18 protein-coding genes, 1 pseudogene and 1 riboswitch are annotated in these 17,692 nt (G+C 66.5%); of the genes and pseudogenes, 10 read left to right on the top strand and 9 right to left on the bottom strand.

Annotated features, from left to right (window positions below; all coding sequences use genetic code 11):
* Positions 1–165: 165 nt before the first annotated feature.
* A complete protein-coding gene (locus RCP37_RS21735) occupies positions 166–960 on the bottom strand; it encodes a DUF1906 domain-containing protein (RefSeq protein WP_308484975.1) in 795 nt (264 codons plus the stop codon).
* Between the two features lie 124 nt (positions 961–1,084).
* On the opposite strand from RCP37_RS21735, the gene RCP37_RS21730 reads away from it, so the two are divergent.
* On the top strand, positions 1,085–2,005 hold the full coding sequence (locus RCP37_RS21730; RefSeq protein WP_308484974.1) for a carotenoid biosynthesis protein: 921 nt from the start codon (positions 1,085–1,087) through the stop codon (positions 2,003–2,005).
* On the opposite strand, the gene RCP37_RS21725 is transcribed toward RCP37_RS21730, so the two are convergent.
* Both RCP37_RS21725 and RCP37_RS21720 read right to left on the bottom strand, forming a co-directional pair.
* Positions 2,002–3,210: a PPE family protein gene (locus RCP37_RS21725; RefSeq protein WP_308484973.1), complete on the bottom strand. Its 1,209-nt coding sequence runs from the start codon at positions 3,208–3,210 to the stop codon at positions 2,002–2,004. The genes RCP37_RS21730 and RCP37_RS21725 overlap by 4 nt on opposite strands.
* Before the next feature lie 14 nt (positions 3,211–3,224).
* A complete protein-coding gene (locus RCP37_RS21720) occupies positions 3,225–3,524 on the bottom strand; it encodes a PE family protein (protein WP_308484972.1) in 300 nt (99 codons plus the stop codon).
* Positions 3,525–3,813: 289 nt separating this feature from the next.
* Positions 3,814–3,986, bottom strand: a riboswitch (M-box (ykoK) riboswitch).
* Between the two features lie 471 nt (positions 3,987–4,457).
* Here RCP37_RS21720 and RCP37_RS21715 point away from each other — a divergent pair.
* Genes RCP37_RS21715 through RCP37_RS21695 form a run of 5 tightly spaced genes read left to right on the top strand, consistent with a single transcriptional unit; the run spans position 4,458 to position 8,755 of the window.
* A complete protein-coding gene (locus RCP37_RS21715) occupies positions 4,458–5,432 on the top strand; it encodes an acyl-CoA thioesterase (RefSeq protein WP_308484971.1) in 975 nt (324 codons plus the stop codon).
* A complete protein-coding gene (locus RCP37_RS21710) occupies positions 5,432–6,253 on the top strand; it encodes an SDR family NAD(P)-dependent oxidoreductase (RefSeq protein WP_024441628.1) in 822 nt (273 codons plus the stop codon). Before RCP37_RS21715 ends, RCP37_RS21710 begins: the two co-directional genes overlap by 1 nt.
* A 24-nt stretch (positions 6,254–6,277) precedes the next feature.
* Positions 6,278–7,198, top strand: coding sequence for an LLM class F420-dependent oxidoreductase (locus tag RCP37_RS21705; protein WP_024441629.1), 921 nt, complete (start codon positions 6,278–6,280; stop codon positions 7,196–7,198).
* A 28-nt stretch (positions 7,199–7,226) separates the two neighbouring features.
* Complete coding sequence (locus tag RCP37_RS21700) at positions 7,227–8,027, top strand: DUF1906 domain-containing protein (RefSeq protein ID WP_373693083.1); 801 nt, start codon at positions 7,227–7,229, stop codon at positions 8,025–8,027.
* Positions 8,024–8,755, top strand: a complete 732-nt coding sequence (locus RCP37_RS21695; protein WP_308484970.1) for a hypothetical protein — start codon at positions 8,024–8,026, stop codon at positions 8,753–8,755. Before RCP37_RS21700 ends, RCP37_RS21695 begins: the two co-directional genes overlap by 4 nt.
* Here the strand turns inward: RCP37_RS21695 and RCP37_RS21690 are convergent.
* Both RCP37_RS21690 and RCP37_RS21685 read right to left on the bottom strand, forming a co-directional pair.
* The gene (locus tag RCP37_RS21690; protein ID WP_308484969.1) at positions 8,705–9,322 is read right to left on the bottom strand and encodes a TetR/AcrR family transcriptional regulator; all 618 of its coding nucleotides are present in this window, start codon (positions 9,320–9,322) and stop codon (positions 8,705–8,707) included. The two genes, RCP37_RS21695 and RCP37_RS21690, sit on opposite strands and share 51 nt — an antisense overlap.
* Complete coding sequence (locus tag RCP37_RS21685) at positions 9,303–10,142, bottom strand: SDR family NAD(P)-dependent oxidoreductase (RefSeq protein WP_308484968.1); 840 nt, start codon at positions 10,140–10,142, stop codon at positions 9,303–9,305. Before RCP37_RS21685 ends, RCP37_RS21690 begins: the two co-directional genes overlap by 20 nt.
* Positions 10,143–10,263: 121 nt before the next feature.
* Between RCP37_RS21685 and RCP37_RS21680 the strand changes: the two genes are divergently transcribed.
* Positions 10,264–11,130, top strand: coding sequence for an LLM class F420-dependent oxidoreductase (locus tag RCP37_RS21680; RefSeq protein ID WP_308484967.1), 867 nt, complete (start codon positions 10,264–10,266; stop codon positions 11,128–11,130).
* Positions 11,127–11,621 carry a nuclear transport factor 2 family protein gene (locus tag RCP37_RS21675; RefSeq protein ID WP_308484966.1) on the top strand — a complete coding sequence of 165 codons (495 nt, stop codon included), beginning with the start codon at positions 11,127–11,129 and terminating at the stop codon, positions 11,619–11,621. Before RCP37_RS21680 ends, RCP37_RS21675 begins: the two co-directional genes overlap by 4 nt.
* An 11-nt stretch (positions 11,622–11,632) precedes the next feature.
* On the opposite strand, the pseudogene RCP37_RS21670 reads toward RCP37_RS21675, so the two are convergent.
* Positions 11,633–12,142: pseudogene (locus tag RCP37_RS21670) on the bottom strand (molybdopterin dinucleotide binding domain-containing protein); the annotation flags it as partial.
* A gap of 158 nt (positions 12,143–12,300) precedes the next feature.
* Here RCP37_RS21670 and RCP37_RS21665 point away from each other — a divergent pair.
* Both RCP37_RS21665 and RCP37_RS21660 read left to right on the top strand, forming a co-directional pair.
* Positions 12,301–13,533, top strand: a complete 1,233-nt coding sequence (locus RCP37_RS21665; RefSeq protein WP_308484965.1) for an acyl-CoA dehydrogenase family protein — start codon at positions 12,301–12,303, stop codon at positions 13,531–13,533.
* On the top strand, positions 13,533–14,657 hold the full coding sequence (locus RCP37_RS21660; RefSeq protein ID WP_308484964.1) for an acyl-CoA dehydrogenase family protein: 1,125 nt from the start codon (positions 13,533–13,535) through the stop codon (positions 14,655–14,657). The genes RCP37_RS21665 and RCP37_RS21660 overlap by 1 nt, the downstream gene beginning before the upstream one ends.
* 54 nt (positions 14,658–14,711) lie before the next feature.
* Here the strand turns inward: RCP37_RS21660 and RCP37_RS21655 are convergent, their stop codons facing one another.
* From RCP37_RS21655 to RCP37_RS21645, 3 genes are read right to left on the bottom strand one after another with little or no spacing between them, the layout of a single operon-like run.
* Positions 14,712–15,026 (bottom strand): DUF732 domain-containing protein, encoded by a 315-nt coding sequence (locus RCP37_RS21655; protein ID WP_308484963.1) that lies wholly within the window; start codon positions 15,024–15,026, stop codon positions 14,712–14,714.
* Positions 15,027–15,084: 58 nt separating this feature from the next.
* Positions 15,085–16,260, bottom strand: a complete 1,176-nt coding sequence (locus RCP37_RS21650) for a sodium-dependent bicarbonate transport family permease (RefSeq protein WP_308484962.1) — start codon at positions 16,258–16,260, stop codon at positions 15,085–15,087.
* A 50-nt stretch (positions 16,261–16,310) separates the two neighbouring features.
* Positions 16,311–17,633 (bottom strand): PPE family protein, encoded by a 1,323-nt coding sequence (locus RCP37_RS21645; protein ID WP_308484961.1) that lies wholly within the window; start codon positions 17,631–17,633, stop codon positions 16,311–16,313.
* Between the last annotated feature and the right edge of the window lie 59 nt (positions 17,634–17,692).

The following is a 17,692-nucleotide window of genomic DNA, read 5'->3' as shown; positions in this document are numbered from 1 at the left end:
AGCTGGACGTAGATCGGCCTTCAACGAATCGACCGACCAAGTCTTCGCAGACAGGAGCCCACTTATGGCGTCAGCATCTCTGGGCGTCTACACGTGCCTCGCGTGTGTCGTGCTGCTTACCCTGGCACTCTTCTGGGCAAGCGGATCCTGATCGGTCGCACGACCTCACGGATGTAGATTCCACTGGCCGCAGTCTTGGGCCAGGACGTCGTTGACGTCGACTTCTATCCCACCGACGATCGGCCCCGGGTTCGAGGCGGTACTCACAATCCGCTGGTAGAGCACTGCCCCGGGATCGATCTGACCTCGTGACCACGATCGAGTCTGCCAGGCCCACCGCTTACCGGGTGTGCGTGAGACTCCGATGACACCGTCGGCGGCCGCCCACTGGCACACGTTCACGCCCCCGTAGACGCCGGTTCGCTGCACTCCCAGTACCGAGTTGATTCCGCGAAACCACTGCAGTGCCACGGTGTTCCAGGTGTTGCGGTCGATGTCGTCGTCGACGCTGAAGAAGACCGGCGCGCTTTGGCCCCCGCCGGCGGCGGTGTGTATCTGCCAGGCGGTGCGTGCGTCGGCAACCCCGCCGGGGTAGCCCCGGGTGAAGTCCGACGGGGCCGTCCCGCCGGGCTTGCCGTACTGGAAGTTGCTGACGATCACCAGTCCCGCGGCGGTCAGTGACTCGGCGTAGGGCCGGGTGATCGGCTTGGCGCCGAAGTTGGAGCCGGGCCGCGACGTCGACACGTAGTTGATGACGCCGGCATGGCCCGCGGCACGGATGTCCTGCGCGGGAATCTGACGCATGGCGTAGTCGATCAGCGTGGGAGCCGCAGCCGAAGCCGTCGGTGCACCGGCCGACGCCGCGCCCAGCCCGGTGAGCGCTGCGGCGGATGCGTACCGCAGCGCGTCCCGTCGGGAAACGTGGTTCCGAGGGTGGGAAGTCCGCGGCGAGTCAGGCACGGGCCGATGTTAACAATGTGGCAGCTGTTAACTGTGTCGCCCGCGCCGGGAACCCGCATATGCTTCTCCCCGAAAATCCTTGCTTTGCCTGGACGGCGAGTCGCCGACGGCTACGATTCGGTGCGTGTCGACGCCCGTCACCAGCACATCGCCGACGATTCCGCGCGCCCCTGGAGCCCCGCTCGTGGTCGCGGGCTGGTGCCTCGTCGCGATCTACATCGCCGCTACGGTAACAACGGCTTTGAGTACCGGATCGGTATCCGCTGCAGCCGAAGCAATCTCGGGTGCCGCGTTGGCGGTCTTCGTGGTGCTCCATACGTTGACGTTCTACAAACCCGCCGGAGCCGCCGCCTACTTCGCCACGGCCGTGACAATGGGTCTCGGCCTGGAGGCGTGCAGTATTGCGACCGGCTTCCCGTTCGGCTTCTACGTCCATTACGCGGAAGGGCCTCGCGCGTTCGACGTTCCGGTGGTTGTCGTGGCGGCGTGGGTGATTCTGGCCTGGTTGGCGTGGATTCTGGCCCGGGTGATTGTGGGCGAGATCCACAATCGGCGGCTCTCCGTTGTGGTGACACCGGTCGTCGCCACCCTCATCGTCGGTGGCTATGACCTGGTGATCGATCCGATCGGCGCCTACGTGCGCCACATGTTCGCCTACCGATCACCGAGCGGGGTCCTGGGCGTCCCGTTGAGCAACTACATCGGCTGGCTGATCACCGGATGGGTGCTGTTTCAGACCTTTGCCTTGATCGAACGACGGTGGCGACGCGAAGCCGCAACCTCGACCCGATCGGCTTTGTTGATGCCGTCCATCATCTGGTTCGCTTTGGGCCTGCAGGTGAATCTCGGGCTGCTGCGCGCCGGCGACGCCACCACGACCATCCGGGGCATGCCCGTTGCGCTGGCCGATATCTATGAGACGTCCGCTGAGATGACCTGGTTCATGATGGGCCTGGTGGTGGTCATCAGCGTGATACGTCTTTATCAGGGCACGCCGACGACCTCGCCGGAGATCGCCGACTCGAGCGCACACCGCGCCGGCTAGCCGACCCCGACGGGCCGCGGCATCACGGTCAGCTTGATGCCATAGCGCGGCGTGCCCAGACCATAGCTGCCGTTGCGGCCGGCGCCGCCCGGAGGAATCGGGGGAGGCATCGCGGTCATCGACCGGCTTTCCGGGGCGACGGTCCAGCCGCTACCCGTCCCAGCGGCAGGAGCTCCCGTCGGGGTTGCCGCCGCCCAACTGGGTGGCGTCGACAACGAGCCGACCAGGGTGGCCCGGCCCACTCCCGCGGTCACCGGGGAACTGCTGCCACCGGCAGCGCGGCCCGCGGTCTCCAGCCCACCAGTGGCCGTGGACGCCAGGGTCATACCCGGCATGGGCCCGACCCCGCCGCGGGCCAGGGCGGCCGTGCCGCCATCCATGCCGCGCGCAAGAAAGCCGAGCGTGGCTAACCCGGAAAACCCCTCGATGTTGCCACCGGGGTCGAAAATGCCGGTGGCGGCGATCGTGTTCCACAGCTGGGCATTGATGTTCAAACCCGACCCGTCGTCGTGGCCCCACGTTCCGTCGAAGAGGCCGTCGAAGAACTTCGTCCAGTGCCAGTCCGGATCCGTAGGACGCGAGCCCTCCGCCGGCGACGCGAGGCTCCGTAGCGCATCGGGCAGCTGGGTGTGGGCATCGGTGGGGTCCATACCGCCCGCGGCCTGCCTGCCGTCATCTCGATTGGTGGTTTCCGGCGCATTGGCAAAGGGGATCAGTTGGGTGGCGGTGGCGGAAGCCGCGGCGTAGCCATACATCGCCACCGCGTCTTGCGCCCACATCTGGCCGTAGCGCGCTTCGGTCGCTGCGATCGCCGGTGTGTTCTGGCCCAGCGCGTTGGTCTTGACCAATGACGCCAACAACACGCGGTTGGTCTCGATCGCAGCCGGGGGCACCGTCATAGCGTGGGCCTCGGCATACGCCTCGGCCGCGGCGTAGGCCTGTGCCGCGGTCTGCTCAGCCTGCTCGGCGGTCACGCTCAACCACACGAAGTAAGGCTGGGCAGCCGCAGCCATCGCCGATGCAGATGGGCCCCACCAGCCTTGACTGCCCAGGCTCGCCACCAGCCATTCGAACGACGTTGCCGCTGAACGCAATTCCGCGGACAGTAAATTCCATGACGCCGCAGCCGCCAGCATCGGCCCTGATCCTGCTCCGGCGTACATGCGCGCCGAATTGATCTCTGGTGGCATCGATCCGTAGTCCATTGGCCAAAACCCTTTCAGTAGACGGAGATAACGTTTGCGGTATCGGTCACTGCGTACGACTCTGCGCTGTGCAGCAGCGTTTTGACGAACATCTCGTGCACCTCCGCGGCGCGCTTGCTGATCGCTTGGTACATCTGTGCATGCCGCGCGAATTGCGCCGCGGTCAGTGCAGAAATCTCGTCGGCGGCGGCGGGAATCACGCCGGTGGTCGGCGCTGCGGCAGCGGCGCTTTGCGCGGATACCGTGTCGCCGACACCGCGCAGATCGGCCGCTGTCGCGATGAGATCTTCGGGCAGTGCGTACACAAAAGACATCGGAGACTCTCCTTCGAGAGGACATGACGAATTTCGCCGCCACACAAGAACAGTCGCGCGCCAAAGCAGCACACGTCCACGACGCGGACAGCGCTGATGCGGTAAGGGCGAACCGATTCAGAGGATGAAGGCGGCGCCGGGGCAGGATTCGAACGACATGGTCGTCGATCTCGGATAGGGACTATCGCTCGGACTCAAAGTCGCTCTCACCTCCTCGCGGCCAGGGCATACGGGGATGCCGTTGTGGTAAGCACATCGGAGCTAACCGAACCAGCGCAGAGTTGGCCGGACGGCACCCCTCTCGACAGAGTTTTGGCACTGCACGGCGTATCCAGTCATGTGCCGAAAGCCACTTGGGCTCAACCCTTAAGCCGGGAAGAGCTGTCCTGACCCTGGGCGTCTCTCGACGTTTGAGGTCAGTGGCCTGTATCCGTACAGACGCCTCACCTAGCGAGGTGCGTTCGCGGCCATGGTGGCATCACCGCTGGCCGCCGTCAACTCGAACGAGCACGTCTGCGCTACCGGATGAGTTCGCCTGACATGGCATATGTCTCGCGAACAATACTGGTGTGCACCAGGATTCATGTCCGCAGAAAGTTTGCCTCTCCGCATCGATCGGTTGTTGCTGAGAATGTCCAAGCAACGGAACAGGTGAACGGTCATAATTGCCAATGCATCCCGAAGTCACGGCTGCAACCGGACGACCGGACGGATTGGCGGGGAGGCGATTCGGAAACCCGCACCGGATGGAGTTCCTGCTACCTTCGGAAGTGCCCCCGGTCGATCCGAGCGCGCGTTGTTGCCGGCGCGCGGTTCGGGCTCCACCCTTGACCTACGTAGCCCGGATTTACTTAAATGGGCTAGCAGTCACATCACCGGCTACCCGTGTCGGCAGTCCGCCGCGGACGGGCCACAGCGGGTGAGGAGGAACTTGTGCAGACGTCGGCGTCCGAGGTCTCCGCTCACCCCGACTACGGCGGTCCCCTGCTCGGGTCGGGAAGTCAACTGGAACGCGCCACGCTCGACGCGCTGGACCGGCTGCAGCAGGTGCTGACGCTGCACTCACTGGGCGATGACCGATTCCGGGCGGACAACGAGGCCGGCCGGTTCGGCCGGATCTTCGGCGGCCAGCTCATCGCCCAGGCGATGACAGCGGCCGCGGCCACGGTCCCCGAGCTGACCGCCCATTCCATTCACGCGTCGTTTCTGCGTCCCGGCGACTCGGGCGTACCACTGGAGATCGTCGTCGACCGCACTCGCGACGGGCGCACCATGTCGGCACGGCAGGTCACCATCCAGCAGGGCGGTCGCACCCTCGTGGTGGCGACGGTGTCCTTCGACACCAGCCCGGACAGCACAGACGCCGACCCCGTGCCGTTGCCCGGGCCTGCACCGGAAGCCCTTCCGCTGCTACAGCACTGGGTGCAGCACGCCCCGCCATACCTGGCCGGGCGAGGGAACACCTGGATAGAACGGCCCCCGCCGCTGGAAGTTCGCACCGCCGAAGCCCCGGTCTTCCTGGGCGGCGCCCAAGCGCCGGGTCCGCGTGCCCATTGGATGCGGTTGCCGCGTGGAATCGACGGCGATCACCAGCTGCACGCGGTGCTGCTTGCCTACGCCAGCGACTACCTGCTGGTGGATACCGCGTTTCGTGCCCACCCGCAGCCGGTCGACCATGCCACGCACACCGGCCTGACCTTGGACCACAGCGTGTGGCTGCACCGTGCAGTCCACTTCGATCGATGGCACCTCTACACCCAGCAGACCGTCGCAACGGCCGGACACCGCGCCCTGGTGCACGGCACCATGGTCGATGACACCGGCCGCCATGTGGCCAGCACCGCACAAGAAGTGCTCGTCCGGCCGATAGCCGAGCCGCCGGGACGGCAGAAACCCGGGGACCAGTAGTGGTCCTGCGCGCAGAGACGGCGACACTCGATGGACGCGTAGCGGTCATCACCGGCGGCGGTTCGGGAATCGGCCGCGGTATCGCCGAGGGCTTCGCGGAATTCGGCGCTCGGGTGGTGATCTGGGAACGCGACGCCGAAGCGGCCCGAGCGACCGCGAAGCTGGTCGGCGGTCATGCCTGCGCAATCGATGTCCGCGACTCCGGCCAGGTCGATGCGGCAATGGCGGAAACCCTTGCCACGGTGGGCTTGCCGACGGTGTTGGTCAACAATGCCGGCGGGGTGTTCTTCTCCCCGTTGCTGGAAACCGCACCCAAGGGGTGGGACACCCTGATCCGCTCCAACCTCACCCAGGTCCTGCTCTGCACGCAGCGCGTCGCGCAAACACTGGTCCAACACGGCGCGGCCGGCAGCATCATCAATGTCGCCAGCATCGAAGGCACCCGTGCCGCGCCTGGCTATGCGGCCTACGCGGCGGCGAAAGCGGGTGTCATCAACCTGACTAAAACGGCGGCTCTGGAGTTGGCGCCGCACGGCATCCGGGTCAACTGCCTGGCCCCGGACCTCACGCTCACCGAAGGTATCGAACGAGTCGGCTCGGCAGAGATGCTGGCCGGCGTGGCCCACATGATTCCGATGGGCCGCCCCGGCCATGTCGACGAGATGGCCGGGGCCGCGGTCTTTCTGGCCGGCGACCTGAGTTCGTACGTGACCGGCCAGACGCTTCACGTCGACGGCGGAACCCACGCCGCGGGCGGCTGGTACCACCATCCCGACGGTGGCGATTACATCCTCGGCCCGCCACGGCCGACGACCACTTAGCAACTCCACGCGAAGGAGAGGCGTATGCGGTTCGCGTTCACCTACCCGATCATCACCCATCCCTGCCATCCGGAGCTGGTTTCGCCGCAGGCGGTGAGCACCGTTGCGCGGGCCGCCGAAGCCGCCGGGTTTGACGCCATGGGTTTCACCGACCACCCGGCACCGACACAGCGCTGGCTCGACGCCGGCGGCCACGACAGTCTCGATCCCTTCGTGGCGATGGGATTCGCCGCGGCGCATACCGAAACGATCCGGTTCATCCCGAACGTCGTTGTCTTGCCCTACCGCAACCCGTTCGTGGTGGCGAAATCGGGTGCGACCCTGGATCTGTTGTCGGGGGGAAGGTTCACCTTGGCCGTCGGTGTGGGCTACCTCAAGGGCGAGTTCGCCGCTTTGGGGGTGGACTTCGAGGAGCGCGCCGCACTGGTCGAAGAGAGCCTGGACGTCATCCGAGCCATCTGGACCGGTGACGACGTCTCATTCGAGGGCCGGCATTTTCGCGCCCGCGGGATCACCGCGCACCCGCGACCGGTCAGCAGCCCCCACCCGCCGATCTGGATCGGCGGAAACACCGGCAAAGCGCGTCAACGGGTCGCGACACGGGGCCAGGGCTGGGCGCCGTTCCCGGCGTCGCCCGGCCTGGCCAGCACCGCCCGCACTGCCGAAATGAATTCGGTCGAAGCCCTGACCGCGGGCATCGACGACCTGAAACGGCGCTGCGACGAGGCCGGCCGTGACTGGGCCGCCATCGACATCTGTTTCTCGAACCTCGTCGGCGGCCGTCCCGGCTACGACGGCTTCGATCCCGGCGCCTACCTGGACGGCCTGGGCCGGCTGGCCGAAGCCGGCGTGACCTGGGTACAGGTCACCGTTCCCGGCGACAGCCTCAGCCATACGGTCGAGGCACTGGGCCAGTTCGGCGAATCGGTGATCAGCACATTGTAGGAACGTCTCGCCGGTACCCTTGCCAGTTGTGACGCGTTCCGCTTCGCGCCGCGACCTGCTGAGGTATGCCGCGTTACTTCCCCCGGCGCTGGCCGTGCCCGGCGTCCTCGGGGCGACGGTCGGCGCACCGAGGTCCCGTGCGAACGGGCTGCAGGTCATTGATTTCGCCCACCGGCTGGTGCCGCCCGACCAGATCAAGGCCGCCGGATTCGACGGGGCGTTGGTCTACGTCTCCGAGCTCCGGCCGGGCGCCACCTTCGACTTCAAGCCCGTCACCCGCGACTATGCCGACGGGCTACGCGCCGCCGGCCTGCAAGTCGCCAGCTGCTACCAGTTCGGCAAACCGGGTTGGACGCAGTCGCCGTCGGATTTCACCCGGGGCTATGACGGCGGCGTGGCCGATGCGCAGACGGCGCTGCGGCTGCATGCCGCGGCCGGGGGACCGCCGTCAGCGCCGATCTACTTCAGTGTCGACGAGGACATCGATGCCACAACGTGGAAGAACATGGCGGCCCAATGGTTTCACGGGATCAACTCCGTACTGGGCGTTGATCGCACCGGAATCTACGGCGGCGCCCGCCAATGCACCTGGGCGATCAACGACGGGGTGATCGGCAAGTCGACCAGCCCGGGTCATCGGTGGGCATGGCAGACCCGGGCATGGTCGCACGGAGACCGCGAACCGGCAGCCGTACTCTTCCAACGAGAAATCGTCACCGCGACCGAGCCGGGTTTCGTCATCGACGGCGCGCATGTGGACGTCAACGACGTCCTTGCCGCGGACTTCGGTCAGTGGGACCTCGCCCGACAACAGGGGGAACTTTCGTGATCGGCACATCCTGGGACGCGCCACGGGTTGCCAGGTGGTCCGGCATCCTGGGCGTCGTCCTGCCCGCGACCACATTGCTGGCCTATCCGATCTGGTCTTTCCCGGCGACCCGAACGCAGTCGATTGACGTGGCGCGGTGGGCCGCAGCCCACCATGACCGGCTGGTCGTGACGATGGCACTCAACACCGTCGGCGTCACGCTCTGGTTCGTCTTCGGTGCCGCGGTGTGGACGTACATCCGGGATCGCGTTCCCATGAAATCGATCCTTCCGACCTGCTTCGCCGCGGGCTTCATCGGATGCCTGACCCTGCTGCTCAGCGGGTTCACTGCCTTTGACCTCCTGCTGTACCGGCGCCGCAGTGCCGACGCGGCGGCACTGCTCTATGACCTGACGTTCGGGCTGCTGGCCATGTCGGGGCTGCCCCTGGTGGTAGCGCTGGGCGCGTTCGTGGTCGCGGTCTACGCCCGCCAGACGCTGCCGGCCTACGCAGGTCACCTGGCACTTGCTGCCGCGGTGGTCCATCCGGTGCTGCTCCTGACGTTCGTCTTCCGCAGCGGTCCGCTGTCGCTGGAGGGCTACTCGATCACCGCAATGCCGGCTTTCTTGTTCGCCTGGATCCTCGGGACGGCGCTGGCGATGCCGCGCTCGGGCGATAGCGCAGCCACAGGCACGCCGTCAGCGCAGCGCCGAGGGTCCGGAGTGCGTATCACCTCGCCAGGGCGCTAGCAGCAGCTCGCAGGCGCGCCGCATGTCGCGTTCGGCCTGCACGGGCGTCGTCTCACCCATCACCGCCCAGGACAAGATGCCGTAGGCGCACTGCTCCACCAGCAGCGCCAGCTGGGTGTCCCGCGGTGCGGGCCGGGAGATCCCGGCGACGGACAAGATGTTGGCACGCAGGTCGAAGTCCCCGATTGCCGTCGACTCGGACCGCCGGGCGTTGACCGAGGTGATCATTGCGCGAGCCAGCCGAGGTCGCGCGAGCATCGCACGGCAGATGCCGACCATGAGATCGGTGACGTCGGCTGCCGGACAGCCCGACGGCGGGTGCAACGGACCTGCGGTCTGGGTGAAGTGCAACAGCAAGGCGCTGAACAAGTGATGCTTGGTGGGGTAGTAGCGGTAGAGGGTCGCGATCGAAACCGCCGACTGGTCGGCCACATCCTGCATCCGGACGCCCTCCAGCCCGTCGCGGGCACCGAGTCGGGCCGCGGTGGCAAGGATGCGCTCGCAGCGTTGCCGCTGCGCGTCCGTGCTGGGAACAGCGGCGTCGCGCTCAACCGGCGGGCGGGGCATCAGCGGCTCGGGGGGCCGTCGCGAGCAGCTTCTGCATCAGCCGATGTGAGGCGAGCACGGCTTCGGCGCGATCTGCGGTGGTGCGCAGGGCAGGACTGTCGGCGTGGGCCGAGATGACGTGCACCGGCCCCCGGGAGAGCTGGTCGAGGCCTTCGCGGGCGACCTCGGCCGGATCGGATACTCGCAGCCCCCGCACGTCGAAGTTGAGGCCGGCCCGTGCCATGGCAGGCGTCCTGGTCACGCCGAGCACCAACTCCAAGACGTGCACGTTGTAGTCGCGCAACTCCAGCCAAAGGCCCTCGGCGTAGATCCGGGTGAACGCCTTCGCGCCCCCGTACACGGTCTGCCGTGCCGAACCGAGATACCCGGTCAGCGACCCGACCAGCAGTAGACCACCGCGCCGCCGACCGCGCATCGGCCTCCCGAAATGGTGGATCAGCGCCAGCGGCGTCCGCACGTTCAGGTCGAGCACGCGCTCGAAGGCCCCCAGATCGCCGTCGAGGAACTCCGCGCTGTGCGTGTTGGCTCCCGCGTTGTAGATGAGCAACCCGACTTCGATGTCCGACGTCGCCTCGTCGATCCGGGTGACCGCGTCCGCGGCAGTCAGATCGACAGCCAGCTCACGGACACACACGCCACCTGCCCTGCATCGATCAGCGGTGTCACGCAACGGGTCTGGCTTGCGCGCGATCAGGACCAGATTGATACCGGCTTCGGCCAGCTGGAAAGCGAACTCGGCGCCGACACCTTCCGAGCCGCCGGCGACCACAGCCCAGGGGCCGTACTGCTGCGCCCACTCGGGTCGATCACCGCTAGACAAGAGACGCCTCCATAACTAAAATTCATTCTAGTTTCACTCCCATGAGGCTACCTCACATTCACAGCGCAACGAAAGGCATAGAGTCCTTGCGGTACAACGGTCCCCGGATTCGGTCCCGCTGATGCGGCTCGGCTTGGCGACGCCGGTCGTCATCCAGGTCCCCGGAACAGCGTCGAGCTGGGAGGCCGAGGGCGGTGTCGAGGACATCAGCCAGATCGCCTCGGCCGCCGACGAACTCGGGTTCGCCTACCTCACCTGCTCGGAACATGTCGCGGTTCCCGCCGACGCCGCGGCCGGTCGCGGAACGACCTACTGGGATCCGTTGGCCACGCTGGCGTTTCTCGCCGCCCGCACCCAGTCGATTCGATTGGTGACATCGGTTGTGGTGCTGGGCTATCACCATCCGCTGGAGCTCGCCAAACGCTACGGGACCCTCGACCGGCTCAGCGGTGGCCGGCTGACTCTAGGCGTCGGGGTCGGATCGCTACGTGAGGAGTTCGATCTGCTCGGCTGCGCGTGGGAAGACCGCGGGGCCCGCGCTGACGACGCGATGAAGGCGTTGCGGGCGTCGCTGTCGAGCACCCGCCCCGCCTATCACGGCGCCTTTTATGGGTTCGACTCGATGATCGTGCAGCCCTGCGCGGTGCAACCGCGGGTGCCGATCTGGGTGGGTGGACGCACCCGGCGCTCGCTTCGGCGCGCGGTGGACCTGGGCGACGGCTGGACACCATTCGGCCTGACCATCGAGGAGCTGACGAAATACCTTGGCTCCGTGGACCTCCCAGAGTCATTCGCCGTCGTATTGTCGACGCCTCCGATGGACCCGCTCGACGCTCCGCAACAGACCCTCGATCGGATCGGCAGGCTCACTGACATCGGTGCCACCGACGTCAGCTGTGTGATCGCGGCGCGCTCGTCGGCGCACTTCCGTGACCAGCTGATCGCATTGGCCGAGCTGGCCGACCTGTCGCGCCGGGAGGGGCGATGATCGAGCAACGACTGGCCGAACTGGAGCGGCGCCTGCAGCAGATCGAGGACGAGCGCGCGATCGAGCGGCTGATCGCGTCCTACGGTCCACTGGTGGATGCCGGCGATCCCGAATCCACCGCAGCGCTGTGGCAACACGACGGCATCTACGACGTCGAGAACTGGCTGATGACCGGCCGCGAAGAGATTGCGGCGATGGTGCGCTCTCGTGGTCACCAGGATCTGATCGCTCGGGGATGTACGCACTTTCTGGGCCCGGCGGTGGTCACCGTGAACGGAGACGAGGCGGTCGCCGTATGTGAGTCGACGCTGCTGGTCAAACAGGGCAACCAGTTTCGCGTCGCGCGCGGCGGCGCCAACTACTTTCACCTCAAGCGGGTGGCCGGCTCGCCCGGGCAGTGGCAGATCGTCAGGCGAATCACCCGGATGCTCGACGGCGCCGAGGAGAGTCGGGCGTTGCTGTTAGACGGCATTGCAGGCCGAATCCGATAGGGGGCTCCGCTCTACCCTGCGCTCGGGGCTTCCAGTCGCTGGACGCCGACGTAGCTCGAACTCAGTGGCGATGTCTGCGACAGCGGGTCCAGGGATTGGCCGTCAACCAGCAGATTGCGATTGACGCCGAACGACTCGGGCTGTCCGCCGCTGCGAGGGTCGAATATCCTTGAACCCCAACCGTGGTCGATGATCACCATTCCGCGCCGTGGCCGTTCCGACACAGATGCGGCCAGCACGACCTCGCCGGTGGGTGAGAACACCCGCACCAGATCGCCTTCGGCAATACCGAGGTCCGCGGCGTCGCGGGTGTTGATCAGTACATCGTTGCGTTTGCCGGAGCGGTGTAGCCCAGGAAGCTCGTTGAGCCAGGAGTTCATCGAATGTCGGTTCCGCCGATTGCCAAGCTGGAACGGATAGCCCTGCGGCGCGGCAGGGCTCGGGGCGGACAACAGTTCCCGAGTACGCGCCAAGAATTCCGGCGGGGCCGTGTGCACCCGCCTGTCGTCGGTACGCAGCGCGGCTCACTCCGTCATGATCCCCGACGTCGGATCGGGTGTCCTTCGAACGGAACTGAGCAGACCGCTTGATCGCCTAACGCGGGCGGAATCGCCGCTCACAAACTGGACGCTAGACTGCGCGGAAAAGCGTCTATCCGCCGGTACGGCAGGGGAGATTAATGGATCTGCGGTGGTCAGAGGAAGACCGGGCGTTTCAATCGGAGGTTCGGGATTTTCTCGACCAGAAACTGACCCCGGAGCTGCGTCGCGCGGGTCGGCTGATGACCAGTGTCTATGCCGATCACGAGGCCAGCATGGCGTGGCAGGCAATTCTGCACGAGCGGGGTTGGGCGGCGCCCGCGTGGCCGGTGGAACATGGTGGCTGTGATTGGAGCCTGACTCAGCACTACATCTTCGGTCGCGAGTCGACGCTCGCCGGCGCACCGTCGTTGTCACCGATGGGAATCCGGATGGTCGCGCACGCGATCGTCCGGTACGGAACGGACGCACAGAAGGACTACTTCTTGCCCCGGATTCTCACCGGCGAGGTGTTCTTCTGTCAGGGGTACTCCGAGCCGGAGGCCGGATCGGACTTGGCCGCGTTGTCGATGGCGGCCACGGTCGACGGCGACGACTTGGTCTGCACCGGCAGCAAGATCTGGACCACCCACGCCGGCGAGGCGAACTGGATGTTCGCCCTGGTGCGCACCTCCCGGACCGCCAAGAAGCAGCAGGGCATCACGTTCGTGCTGATCGACATGACCTCGCCCGGCATCGAGATCCGGCCGCTGGTGATGACCTCCGGCGAAGAGATCCAGAACCAGGTGTTCTTCGACGAGGTGCGGGTCCCCAAGACCAACGTCATCGGAGAGATCGACAGCGGCTGGACAGTCGCGAAGTATCTGCTCGAATTCGAGCGCGGCGGCGGCGCGGTGGCGCCGGGCCTGCAGGTGGTGGCCGAGGAGATCGCCACGGCGGCCAAGAACCAGCCGGGGCCGGGCGGTGGCAAGCTCTCCGACGACGACGCCTTCATGCGCAAGCTGGCGGACGCGCGGATTCGCGCCGAGGTCTTGGAGATCCTGGAATACCAGGTGCTTACCGCCGTCGCCGAGGGACGCAACCCCGGCGCCTCGTCGTCGATGCTCAAGATCTTGGGCACCGAGCTGAGTCAGGAGCTCACCGCTCTGGCCTTGGAGGCGGCCGGACCGCGCGGGCGCATCTATCAGCCGCATGTCACCGCGCCTGGGGGTCCGATCGCCGACTACCAGCCGCCAGCCGACGGATATGCGTCTGGCGAACCGTGGCAGGCGGTGGCTCCGTTGCGCTACTTCAACGACCGGGCCGGCTCGATCTACGCCGGTAGCAATGAAATTCAGCGGAATATTCTGGCCAAAGCGGCATTGGGGCTCTAATGGACTTTAACGTGAACAATGAGCAGCAGATGCTGCGTGACGGCATCACCAAGTTCCTCGCCGCGCGCTACGACCTCGAGACGAGCCGCGCCGCAGCCAAGACCGGCGCCGGATGGCAGCCCGAGATTTGGCGTGCCTTCGCCGGTGAACTGGGCATTCTGGGCGCGACGTTTCCAGAAGAATTCGATGGAATTGGCGGCGGCGCAGTCGAACTCATGGTCATCACCGAAGCGCTCGGGCATGCGCTGGTGATCGAACCGTATGTCGACGCCGTCGTCGTCGCCGGCGGTCTGCTGCGCCGCTCCGGTAACCCGGTGGCAGCCGGGGTGCTCAAGGAACTCGTGGCGGGGACCGCGGTTGCCGCATTGGCTGCCGCAGAACCGGGTTCGGCCGAGCGGTGGCAGGACGCGCAGACCCTGGCGCGTTCCGACGGTGACGGCTGGGTGCTGAACGGCTCGAAGATCATGGCCGTGGCGGCGCCTCTTGCCACGCACCTGCTGGTCACCGCCCGCATCGAGGGCGAAGACGGAATCTCGTTGTTCCTCACCGAGGCCGACGCTGCGGGAATCACGCTGCATCCGTATCGCACCATCGACGACCGGAGCGCGGCTGACGTCACCTTCACCGATCTGCGGCTCGGCGCCGACGCCCTGCTGGGTGAGCGCGGCGGGGCGTGGCCATCATTGGCGCAGGCCCGGGACGAGGGCGCCGCGGCGATCTGCTCCGAGGCGGTCGGCTGCATGCGGAAAGTCTTGGCGGACACCGTCGAATACTGCAAGCAGCGTCAGCAGTTCGGGCAGCCCATCGGGAGCTTTCAGGCTCTGCAGCACCGGATGGTCGACATGTTCATGGAGGTTGAGCAGTCGGCCGCCGCGGTCTACCTGGCGATCCTCAACCTCGAGGCGGACGAGGCCACCCGCGCCCGCGCGGTGTCGGCAGGCAAGGCCACCATCGGCCGGGCGGCCCGGTTCGTCGGCCAAGAGGCGGTGCAACTGCACGGCGGGATGGGCATGACTGAAGAGTTGGCGATCGGCCACTATTTCAAGCGGCTCACCGCAATTCAGTACGAGTTCGGAACCACCGACTCCCACATCGCCCGCTACGCAGAGCTGACAAAAACGTAGGCCGGCTCCGCTGCGCGGAACCGGCCTACGGCTACTTCTTCAGCTGACCGAGGGCTACTTCTTCAAGTGCTGCGGGCAGTAAGCGTTGGCGGCAACCGCCGCGAACTGCGACGCGGCGTCCATGCTCAGTCCGGGGTTGTCGGCCGTGAGTTGTTTAACGACCTGCAGTCCCGACTCGCCGTTGTTGGCCATGCTGCAGACGGCATGGCCGGCCACAATGGCCTGATCGCCACTGTTGAAGGTCAGCCCGACCGCCTTCAGGGAAGCCAGGAAGGCTGCATCGCCACCGCCGGCGTCGGGATCCGCGTACGCCGGCGCGGCAAACCCGATGACGGCGGCAATGCCCAATACCGATAACACGCTGCGCATGTCGTTCCTCCTACTCTTCACTCGGCTGCCTGGGGGCTTGCATGCTGTACCAAGCTGCCTACTGCGACGTGATGAGATGCGCAATCTCAATGTAGAGGGGGATGCCGATCGTGACGTTGTAGGAGAACGTCAGGCCCAGCGATGCGGCCAACGGCAAGCTGGGGCTGGCCTCCGGAATCGCCAGTCGCTGGATCGCCGGCACGGCGATGTACGACGCCGCGCCGCACAGCACGGCGAACAGAACGTAGGTGCCCAGCTGGAAGTGGACGCCGGTCAGCTGCGAGTAGGTGTGTGCGACAAACAGCCCCAGCGTTGCGAAGATGTTGGGCACCAGCAGACCAAACAGGATGAAACCACGACCGGCGGACTTCAGGTCCTTCAGCTTGCGCGCCGCGGTCAGCCCCATCTCGAGCAGGAAGAGGCACAGCACGCCCTGGAACGCGGTGACGAACACCGGGTCGTCGACGCCGGTGACCTTCGAGCCCTGCAGACCGCTGATGAAGCCGATCGCGATGCCGCCGAGCAGCAGGCAGATGCCCGGGTTGAGGAAGACCTCCCGCACCAGTTCCCGGCTGATCAGGCGACCGTTCGAGGTTCCTTCGGCCTCCGCGCGACGCTCGGGGCTCATCTGGATGGCCAGGCCGCCGGTGGGGTCACCGGCCTGGGTGGCGCCCACAGCTGCCGGGACCGAACCGGCCGGCACCGTGTAGCCCGGCTCGTGGGGCATGTTTCCGGCAGCGTCCATACCCTTGTGGCGCAGCCGGGCGACCAGGAACAGCGCCACCAAGCAGCCGGGGATCTCCATGATGGCCAGCATGACGGGCATGTAGGCGTCGAAGGCCATGCCGATGGTGGCCAGCACGCCCATGCAGGTGGCGAACGTTCCGGCCGAATCGGAGCCGTAGTAGCCCGCGACCGTTGCACGGTCGACTTCGCGCATCTTCGTCAGGTATTTCAGCAACACGTAGGCGATCGTGCCGATCACGAAGTTCAGCACGAAGCCGGTCAGCATGAATCCGAGAATTCCGCCGATCTGCGAGATGTCGATACCGGCGAGCTCCTCGCCGCCGTGCCAACCGATGGCCAGCAGCAGATACATCGTCAAGCCCTGATACACCGCGTTCGGAAACTCGAACGGCACCTTGGCCAGTGCGAGCAGGAAGCCGAAGTAGAAGAACAACAACAGCGGCTTGAACAGGTTGTGCGTGAAGTTCTGCCAGAACTCGAGAAGCATGACTCTCTCTTTCGGGGAAGGGGGGAAGGTTTTGGCGCCGCCGGTGGGCGTCAGCTGAGGGGGGTTGCGGCTTTCTTGGCGCCCTTGAGGTGCACGGCGTGAACGCCGGGCTTCCGGGACAGTTCCTCGAGCAGGTCGTCGAGCCCGGCCTGGTCGACGTTCCAGTGTTGGACCGCCTCGGGCTGGCTCTGCAGCTTGGCGATCACCGCGTCGAGCTTGACCGGAGTCTTCGCCTTACCGCCCTGGATCCGGATGCGTCCGCTGCCACCTACCGTGCGAGGGCGGGCGCTTCCCAGGGCTCCGCCGGCCATGCTGCCCAGCGCCGCCTGGTTGAGCATGCCGCCGGCCATCCCCGAGGCGGGGGCGGCAGCCAGGGCCGCGGCGGGGGCGCCGGTGGCCGCCAGCCGGATCGCTGGGCTGGCAGAGGCCCAGCTCGGCGGGACGGACAGGTTGCCCACCAGGTTCGCTTCGGACATGGTGGCCGACACCGACGAGGTCAGGCCGGCCATGCCGCCCACCCGAAGTCCGGCGCCGAGGCCGCTGAGCGGCAGGCCTTCGAAAACCCGGCCCACCGGAGTTCCGAACTTCAGAGCGTTCTGGATGGGGAAGTTGGTCAGCAACGAAATGTCGTTGAACGGCGTGGTCAGCCCCGCCGGACCCTTGAAGGCGGCGAACAGCGACGCGAAGTTGGCCGGAGCACTCGGATTGCCGGTCAGCTGGGTGAGCAGGTTGTTGACGAAGGTGTTGTACTGGGTCGCCAGGTTGCCCAGGAAATCCATGATCGAGTTGCTGCCCGAGGTGGCTGCCGCCGACCCCGCGTTGGCCGCCGACGTGGCTTCGGCGGTCCCGGTGGTGGTCTGCGGAGGCTCGGTGAACGCGGTGATCTTGGTGGCCGCGGCAGCCGATGCGGCGTAGGTCTGCATGGCGGCGGCGTCCTGCGCCCACATCTCCAGGTACTGGGCTTCGTTGGCCGCGATGGCCGCGAGATTCTGGCCGAGGAAGTTCGTCGCGTACAGCATCTGGTTCTGGGTGCGGTTGGCTGTAACGACTTCCGGCGGAACCGTCGCTGCGTGCGCCGCTTCGTAGGCGGTGGCCGCGGCCTGCGCCTGGGTGGCGGCCTGTGCCGCGGTGGCCGCGGTGGTCGTCATCCAGGCGATGTAAGGCTCGGCGGCGGTCGTCATCGCCGTTGCCGACGGACCGGTCCACGATTCCCCGGTGAGCGAGACGAGCGCCGCGTTGTATTCGGATGCGGCGGTGCTCAATTCGCTGGCGAGACGCCCCCACGCCGTGGCGGCGGCAATGAGGGACCCGGAACCGGGGCCGGCGTACATGTTGGCCGAGATGATTTCCGGCGGGAGCAAGGAGAAATACATTTCGACACCCTTATCTGGTCGAGTGCGACTGAGTCAGCTGGGAGAGGCCACGTTTCGTC

The sequence above is a fragment of the Mycolicibacter sp. MU0102 genome, assembly GCF_963378105.1.
Taxonomy (GTDB): Bacteria; Actinomycetota; Actinomycetes; order Mycobacteriales; family Mycobacteriaceae; genus Mycobacterium; species Mycobacterium holstebronense.
Note: the sequence above shows the minus strand (reverse complement) of the source record. Positions and strands in the feature narration are given on the sequence as shown.

Bases quoted from the DNA above. Each gene is read 5' to 3' on its own strand.
- RCP37_RS21725 (WP_308484973.1), bottom strand. From the start codon at position 3,210: ATGGACTACGGATCGATGCCACCAGAGATCAATTCGGCGCGCATGTAC.
- RCP37_RS21720 (WP_308484972.1), bottom strand. From the start codon at position 3,524: ATGTCTTTTGTGTACGCACTGCCCGAAGATCTCATCGCGACAGCGGCC.
- RCP37_RS21705 (WP_024441629.1), top strand. From the start codon at position 6,278: ATGCGGTTCGCGTTCACCTACCCGATCATCACCCATCCCTGCCATCCG.
- RCP37_RS21690 (WP_308484969.1), bottom strand. From the start codon at position 9,322: ATGCCCCGCCCGCCGGTTGAGCGCGACGCCGCTGTTCCCAGCACGGAC.
- RCP37_RS21680 (WP_308484967.1), top strand. From the start codon at position 10,264: ATGCGGCTCGGCTTGGCGACGCCGGTCGTCATCCAGGTCCCCGGAACA.
- RCP37_RS21675 (WP_308484966.1), top strand. From the start codon at position 11,127: ATGATCGAGCAACGACTGGCCGAACTGGAGCGGCGCCTGCAGCAGATC.
- RCP37_RS21665 (WP_308484965.1), top strand. From the start codon at position 12,301: ATGGATCTGCGGTGGTCAGAGGAAGACCGGGCGTTTCAATCGGAGGTT.
- RCP37_RS21660 (WP_308484964.1), top strand. From the start codon at position 13,533: ATGGACTTTAACGTGAACAATGAGCAGCAGATGCTGCGTGACGGCATC.
- RCP37_RS21655 (WP_308484963.1), bottom strand. From the start codon at position 15,026: ATGCGCAGCGTGTTATCGGTATTGGGCATTGCCGCCGTCATCGGGTTT.
- RCP37_RS21650 (WP_308484962.1), bottom strand. From the start codon at position 16,260: ATGCTTCTCGAGTTCTGGCAGAACTTCACGCACAACCTGTTCAAGCCG.
- RCP37_RS21645 (WP_308484961.1), bottom strand. From the start codon at position 17,633: ATGTATTTCTCCTTGCTCCCGCCGGAAATCATCTCGGCCAACATGTAC.